Here is a 6,747-nt window from a genome sequence, read left to right as displayed (position 1 = left end):
GGCGGGAGGGGGTTAAGCGGGGGATCGTGGCCGGACGCACACGCCACCTGATGGCCGCCCTGTGCCTCGCCGCATCCGGTGGACGAGCCAGCGCCGAGCCCGTCCACGACGGTCAGCTCTGGATCAACACGACGCTGTTCGGCTCCATCGGCGATGCGGCCTTCTTCGCCGAGGTCCAGCCACGCTTCGGCACCGGAATCTCGCAGATCGATCAACTCATCCTGCGGCCGGCTGTCGGCTGGAAGGTCGACCAGACTCTCACGCTCTATCAGGGCTACGCCTCTGTCGAGACTCACAGCGCGGGCAACGGCGTGCGGACCGAGGATCGCAGCTTCCAGGAGGTCAACTGGAAGATCGGCGAACTCTCCGGCGTGAAGGCCGCCTCCCGCACGCGCTTCGAGCAGCGCTGGCAATCCTCCGGGCGCGATGTCGGCTTCCGGCTGCGCGAGCAACTGCGCTTCGCCATGCCGCTGACGGAGGAGAAGGACAGCGTCTCGGCCATCGGCTGGACGGAACTCTTCGTGGCGCTGAACGACACGGATTGGGGCGCCCGCGCCGGCTTCGACCGGATCCGCAGTTTCGTCGGACTGGAGTTGCCGATCGGCGGCGCATCGACGGTCGAGGTCGGCTACCTGAACCAGACGGCCAGGACGACGGCGAGTGGCGTCGCCGTGGATCACATCCTGTCCCTGAACCTGTTCGTGCGGAACTGAAGGTTCCGCACCCGGCATGCGCTCCGGTGCAGAGCGATCAGTTGCGCAGGGAGCCGGTCGTCGTGACGGTGGCGTGCGGCTTCTTGACCGACGGGGCGGCCGCTTCCTTCACCGTCTCTTTGGCGGCCTCCTTGGTCGAAGGTTTCGCCTTCTCATCCTTGCCGGGCTTCGCGGCCAGCACCTTGCTGAAGGCGCCGACATCGCCCTCCGCATCGGCCACGGCGATGCGGTGCGGCTTGGCCTTGCCGGCGGCAGCTTTCGCGTCACCGTCCTTGGCCGGTTCCTGCACGGCGACCACCGTCGTCGGCTTCGTCTGCTCCTTGCGGGCGGCCGCGGCCTTGGTCGGACCGGGGGCGTCGGCGGGCGCCGCGGCGACGAGAATCGGCTTGCCCTTGCTATCGACCTCGAACTCGTTCGGGCCGAGGGCGAGGCTCTCCGGCCGGCTGATCTCACCGAGATTGTGGCGGCCGTATTCCTTGGCGGTGTAGGCCAGTTCCTTGTCCTTGTCGGACTCGGTCAGGCTCGCGAAGGTGACGGCCTGCGGTTGCTGCGGGCGGAAGACGGGATTCTGGCCGCCATCCTCGTAGACGACGCGGGTGGCGGGCGTGCCCTTGGCGATCAGCTCCGCGACCTCTCGGTTGTCGCGCTCGCGCTTCTCGGCGACCAGCGGATCGACCCGCGGCGTGCAATTGCCCGCCGCCACATCGGAGCCGCCGAAGACGTATTTGGTGCCGCAGGCCGCGACCCGCGGCTCCTCCTTGAGAGCCTCGAAGTAATCCGAGCCTTCCTTGAGGTTCCTCCAGAACGGCGCATTCGGGTCGTTGCGGAACTTGGCGACGTTCGCCGCCGTCATCCGGAACGGGTAAGACTGGAACTGGAACGCCCGCTGGCCGCCGTTGAACGCCTCACGGGCAAGGGCGTAGATCTCGCCCATCGACGCATCGGTCATGGCGAAGCAACCTGCCGACGAGCAGGTGCCGTGGACCATGATGTAATTGCCGGTGCCGCCCTTGGCGCGATCGACGGCATTGGGATAGCCGACGTCGAATGAAAGGTAATAGCTGGAATTCGGGTTCATCTGACCCGGCGTGATCGTATAAAAACCTTCCGGCGCCTGCCGGTCGCCCTGCTTGGTCTTGGGGCCGAGCTGACCCGACCAGCGACAGATCGGATAGGTCTTCAGGAGCGCATACTGCCCGTTGGCGCCGCGCTTCCACACCTCCATCTCCGCTTCCTTCTTGTAGGCGCGGATCAGGATCGGATCGGATGGCTGCATGCCTTTGCTCTGCATCAGCGAGAGCACTTGGGGCGGAATCGGCGTCAGACCGCGGCCGGAGGCGCCGCCCAGCATGGTGCTGTCCTGGCAGGCGCCGAGGGTCATCGCGAGAGGCATCACCACAGCGGCAAGCACAGCAGCCGCGAGCGGACGCACAGCCATGGGGAACCCGTCCTTACGTGTCCTCGCCCGCGGGGCTTCGCTGCCACCTTTGCGGGCGTCACTCCCCTAACCCAATAGCCTCGCTAAACTTACCCAGAGCTTACCGCAATGCGGCCGGCCCGTTTGTCGGCCTGCGTTGCAGAACGGTCACGACCTGGCGGGAAAGCGACCCCGCGCGCCGATGAGGTCGGTCACGAAGGCGTCATCGGCGGGGTCGGCGAAGCGCAGGCCGACCGAGGGCGAGCGGGTCTCGATGCGCAGCCAGTCGAGGCCGGGCTCCTGCGCCAGCTCCGTCACCGATGGCCGTTCGCCCTGATGCAGGTGCAGGAACGTGAGGTGATTGTCCGCCGACCGCGCCGAGAGGGCGTCACGGATGGCCCGCACCGTCTCCGCCTCGGTGGGAAGGGCGGTGAGCAGATAGAGGCGGTTGCGGGCTCCCGGCCTGTCCAGGGCCGCGCGCAGACGCCGCACCCCGGCCTGGAGGAAGCGGTAATCCTCGTCGCTGGTAGCCGGATCGTGGTGGTTGAACACAAAGGGAATCGCGTGGCGCTCGCGGTACAACAGATGCCGGCAGCGGGTCTCGTTCGGCGCCCGGCGCTCGGGCAGCGGGGTGCTCTCGTAGTGGCGCCGGTCGAGCAGATCCGCGAAATCGTCGGCGAGGCAGTCGCGCACCATCCCCGGCGAGGAGAAGATCCAGTCGAACGGGGCCGACCACGTGCGCAGTCCCAGGGTCTTGAGGATCTGCGCGGTCTGGCAATGGCTGCCGAGGGAGACGTGGTTGATCGCGCCGGGCTCGCGCCGGTCCCGCCAGCCGAGCCGGCGCAGGCCTTGGAGAAGCCCCGCGCCGAGGGCGCGCCTCACAGCTTGCGGCCGATCTCGAGAAATTTCTGCGCCCGCCGGTCGCGGATCTCGTCGCGGCTCAGCCCCTCGAACTCGGCGAGCGCACGGGCGACGGCCTCGCCGGTCGCGTCGAGGGCCGCCGCACGGTCGCGGTGGGCGCCGCCGGTCGCCTCCGGCACGATGCCGTCGATGATGCCGAGCCGCAGCAGATCCTGCGCGGTGATCTTCATGGCCGTGGCGGCATCGTGGGCCCGCCCCTGGTCGCGCCAGAGGATTGAGGCGGCGCCCTCCGGCGAGATCACGCTGTAGATGGCGTGCTCCAGCATCAGCACCCGGTTGGCGGTGGCGATGGCGATGGCACCGCCCGAGCCGCCTTCGCCGATGACGACGGCGACGTTCGGCACGCCCAGGGCGAGGCAGGCCTCGGTCGAGCGGGCGATGGCCTCGGCCTGACCGCGCTCCTCCGCCTCGATGCCGGGGAAGGCGCCGGCGGTGTCGACGAAGGCGATGACGGGCAGGCCGAAGCGGTCGGCGGTTTCCATCAGGCGCACCGCCTTGCGATAGCCCTCCGGCTTCGCCATCCCGAAATTGTGGCGCAGCCGGGTCTCGGTGGTCGCGCCCTTTTCCTGGCCGATGACGCAGACCGGGCGGCCGCGGAAGCGGCCGAAGCCGCCGAGAATCGCCTCGTCCTCACCGAAGGTGCGGTCACCCGCGAGCGGGGTGAACTCCTCGATCAGCCCGGCGCAGTAATCGACGAAATGCGGTCGCTGCGGATGGCGGGCGACCTGGGTCTTCTGCCAGGGGGTGAGGGCGGCATAGATCTCGGCGAGCGCCTGGGCCGCCTTGGCTTCGAGGCGTCCGACCTCCTCGCTGATCGAGACGGCCCCGTCCCGCTGGCCGAGCGCCTTCAGTTCCTCGAGCTTCGCTTCGAGTTCCGCCACGGGCTTCTCGAAGTCGAGATAGGAGCGCATCACCGCCATCGATCGTCGGTCCAACTCTTGTTCGGTATCCGTGCAGGCAATCGCGCCCGGCCCCGCCATCGGCGCGAGGTGTTCGGGGAAGCGGGCATGGGTGTCAACCGCCGCTTTGCGTCAGTCGCCGCACCGCAGCACAATCGACTTCGCCGGCCGCTTCGGGCAAGCCTGCGCGGAGGGGGCCGCGCGGCCCGGAACCGGAGGGAATCCATGAGCCTGAATGGGAAAGCGGCCGTCGTGACCGGCTCGACCAGCGGCATCGGCCTCGCCATCGCCCGCGGCTTCGCCAAGGAGGGCGCCGACATCGTCCTCAACGGCTTCGGCAAGCCGGAGGAGATCGAGCGCACCCGCTCCGGCATCGAGAGCGAGTTTGGGGTCAGGGCCGTCTACTCGCCCGCCGACCTCACCAAGCCCGACGAGATCGCCGGACTGATCGGGCTCTCGACCGAGACCTTCGGCAGCATCGACATCCTCGTGAACAATGCCGGCGTCCAGTACGTCTCGCCGATCGAAGAATTTCCGGTCGAGAAATGGGACCAGATCATCGCGCTGAACCTGTGCTCGGCCTTCCACACCCTGCGTGCGGCGATTCCCCCCATGAAGCAGAAGGGCTGGGGCCGGGTCATCAACACCGCCTCGGCGCATTCGATGGTCGCCTCGCCTTACAAGTCGGCCTATGTCGCGGCCAAGCACGGTGTCGTCGGGCTGACCAAGACGGCGGCGCTCGAACTCGCCACCCACGGCATCACCGTGAACTGCATCTCGCCGGGCTATGTCTGGACGCCGCTGGTGGAGAGCCAGATCCCGGATACGATGAAGGCGCGCGGGCTCACCAAGGAACAGGTGATCGAGGACGTGCTGCTCAAGGCGCAGCCGACCAAGGAATTCGTGACCGTGGATCAGGTCGCGGCGCTAGCCGTCTTCCTCTGCTCGGACGGCGCCAGCCAGATCACTGGCGCCAACATCGCCATGGATGGCGGCTGGACGGCGCAATAGCCTGTCCTTGCGTGTCCACGCACCGCGGCAGGGTCGTCCCGCCGCGGTGCCGCTTCCGCTCAGCGGCGCGAATGCAGCAGCAGGGCGAGGCCGTATCCGACCGCGCCGGCGATCAGCAGGGCGAGGAAGGGGTTCTCTCCGACCTGGGTCTCGACCCGCTCGCGTCCATCGCGCAGATAGGTGCCGCCGTGGCGGCTGACGCGGTCATAGGCCTCTTCCGCATAGTCGCCGACATCGTCGGCGAGATCGCGGACCGTGTCCTTGGCCTGACCGTAGATGCGCTGTGCCCGGCCCTCGGCCTCCCGGTAGCGGCCCTCCAGCGAGTCCCGGTTCGAGCCGAGCGCATCGCCCACCGCGCCTTGCGCCCGGCCGCCGAGATCCTTGGCGGTCCCGACGATGCGATCCGTATCAACCATGGTCGAACTCCTCATCCTTCGCCGCCCGCCACCTTGAGTGTTTCGAGCGGGCTTCGGACAGAAGAACGTTCGAGGACGGAATCGGTCCCGCAACGCGGCGAAAAAGCGGGGCGGTCGGTTCGCGGAGGCCGCGTGTCGATGCGCCGACCCGGGGCCGACTCGCCCGGAAGGATCCCCGGAATCACCCGGGCCCGTTGCCGGTCACCCGGAACAGGATGCATCCGCACGCGATGGCAGAAATACTTCCCAGGCGACGCGGATCATTTCTTGGCCAATCATCTCCCGGTTGCCTTCGGCGAAAAGTATTGTTTGCAATTTTTCAAATAACAATTTCACTCGATCAGATTAACCATCAATAAAGAGGTCGGATCCTATCATCGGTTGAATGACCTGAAAACCACTGCCCATGATCGCATTCAAGCGCAGTCCGAGTTCGATCGAGGCAGCCTTTTTATCGGCTTGGCGTCAGGCACGGTGCCACCGTCCGGCTTCGGCTTTCCGTGTCGTATCGGGATCGGTCCTTGTCCGGGAATTGCTCCACGACCTTCCCCTGCATGCCCTGACGGCGCTGTACCTCCTCATCGCGGCGGTGACAGCCGTAGCGCTCGATGCAACCGATCGTCTGGTCCTGACCGTCTATCTTTGGCTCTGGATGAGGGCGGCCGCACTCTGCCTGGTGATGTATCTGCTTGTTGTCGAAGTCACGATTTCGGCGATCGGCCGCTCCCGACGTCCGCTCACCGCCGCCGTGATCCGGATGTGGGGACGCATCGGATTCCGTGCACTCCCGGCATTGGCGCTACTGATCAACATGGCGGTGTTCTACGGCGCCTTCACGTCGCTGAAGAACATGCTTCCGCTCTTCGCCCTGGATTGGCAGGACAAGCAGATCGCCGATTTCAGCCGCTGGCTGCATTTCGGCTATACGCCGTGGCGGCTGCTTCACCTCGTCCTGGGCCAACCCGCCGTCACCCGGTTCGTCGAGTTCCTCTACGTGCCGGTCTGGCTCGGTCTCCTCATCGGCTTGCCGATCCTGCTCGGCCTCCGGCGCGATCTGGCTCAGCTGCGCGTGCGCTACATCCTGACGATGTTCCTGTGCTTCGCCCTGCTGGGCAATGCGGTCGCGGCACTCGGCATGTCGGGCGGCCCCGCCTTCTACGGCCAGATCACCGGAGATCACGCGCGATACGGCGAACTGATCGATTATCTCGCCTTCAGCAGCGGCCGCCCGTTCTCGGCTTGGGACATCCAGCAATATCTCTGGGCGTGTTTCCAGGCGGGAAAGCCGCAACTCGGCTCGGGCATCTCCGCCTTCCCCAGCCTGCACGTCGCCATGGCGACCCTGTTCGTCGAGCTATGCAGGATTTTAG

7 protein-coding genes are annotated in these 6,747 nt (G+C 66.9%); 3 read left to right on the top strand and 4 right to left on the bottom strand.

Translation table 11 applies throughout. From position 1 onward, the window contains the following. The first annotated feature begins 50 nt into the window (after nt 1-50). The gene (locus tag MZTS_RS21515) at nt 51-713 is read left to right on the top strand and encodes a DUF2490 domain-containing protein (protein WP_210329424.1); all 663 of its coding nucleotides are present in this window, start codon (nt 51-53) and stop codon (nt 711-713) included. A 37-nt stretch (nt 714-750) separates the two neighbouring features. On the opposite strand, the gene MZTS_RS21510 is transcribed toward MZTS_RS21515, so the two are convergent. The 3 genes from MZTS_RS21510 to MZTS_RS21500 all read right to left on the bottom strand — a co-directional run bounded on the left by MZTS_RS21510 (nt 751) and on the right by MZTS_RS21500 (nt 3,962). Then, nucleotides 751-2,151, bottom strand: a complete 1,401-nt coding sequence (locus MZTS_RS21510) for a L,D-transpeptidase family protein (RefSeq protein ID WP_192285365.1) — start codon at nt 2,149-2,151, stop codon at nt 751-753. Nucleotides 2,152-2,298: 147 nt separating this feature from the next. Next, nucleotides 2,299-3,012 (bottom strand): DUF1796 family putative cysteine peptidase, encoded by a 714-nt coding sequence (locus MZTS_RS21505; protein WP_192285364.1) that lies wholly within the window; start codon nt 3,010-3,012, stop codon nt 2,299-2,301. Continuing rightward, complete coding sequence (locus tag MZTS_RS21500; RefSeq protein ID WP_192285366.1) at nt 3,009-3,962, bottom strand: acetyl-CoA carboxylase carboxyltransferase subunit alpha; 954 nt, start codon at nt 3,960-3,962, stop codon at nt 3,009-3,011. The genes MZTS_RS21505 and MZTS_RS21500 overlap by 4 nt, the downstream gene beginning before the upstream one ends. A gap of 213 nt (nt 3,963-4,175) precedes the next feature. Between MZTS_RS21500 and MZTS_RS21495 the strand changes: the two genes are divergently transcribed. Further along, the gene (locus tag MZTS_RS21495; RefSeq protein WP_192285363.1) at nt 4,176-4,961 is read left to right on the top strand and encodes a 3-hydroxybutyrate dehydrogenase; all 786 of its coding nucleotides are present in this window, start codon (nt 4,176-4,178) and stop codon (nt 4,959-4,961) included. A 59-nt stretch (nt 4,962-5,020) separates the two neighbouring features. Here MZTS_RS21495 and MZTS_RS21490 read toward each other — a convergent pair whose 3' ends face one another. Beyond that, on the bottom strand, nt 5,021-5,377 hold the full coding sequence (locus tag MZTS_RS21490) for a CsbD family protein (protein ID WP_192285362.1): 357 nt from the start codon (nt 5,375-5,377) through the stop codon (nt 5,021-5,023). 406 nt (nt 5,378-5,783) lie between these two features. Here MZTS_RS21490 and MZTS_RS21485 point away from each other — a divergent pair. Beyond that, nucleotides 5,784-6,747: phosphatase PAP2 family protein (locus tag MZTS_RS21485; protein WP_192285361.1), on the top strand; the 964-nt coding region annotated here is incomplete at its 3' end.

Origin of the sequence: Methylorubrum zatmanii, assembly GCF_014845115.1 — a bacterium.
Classification (GTDB): domain Bacteria; phylum Pseudomonadota; class Alphaproteobacteria; order Rhizobiales; family Beijerinckiaceae; genus Methylobacterium; species Methylobacterium zatmanii.
This window is presented reverse-complemented; position numbering and strand designations above follow the sequence as displayed.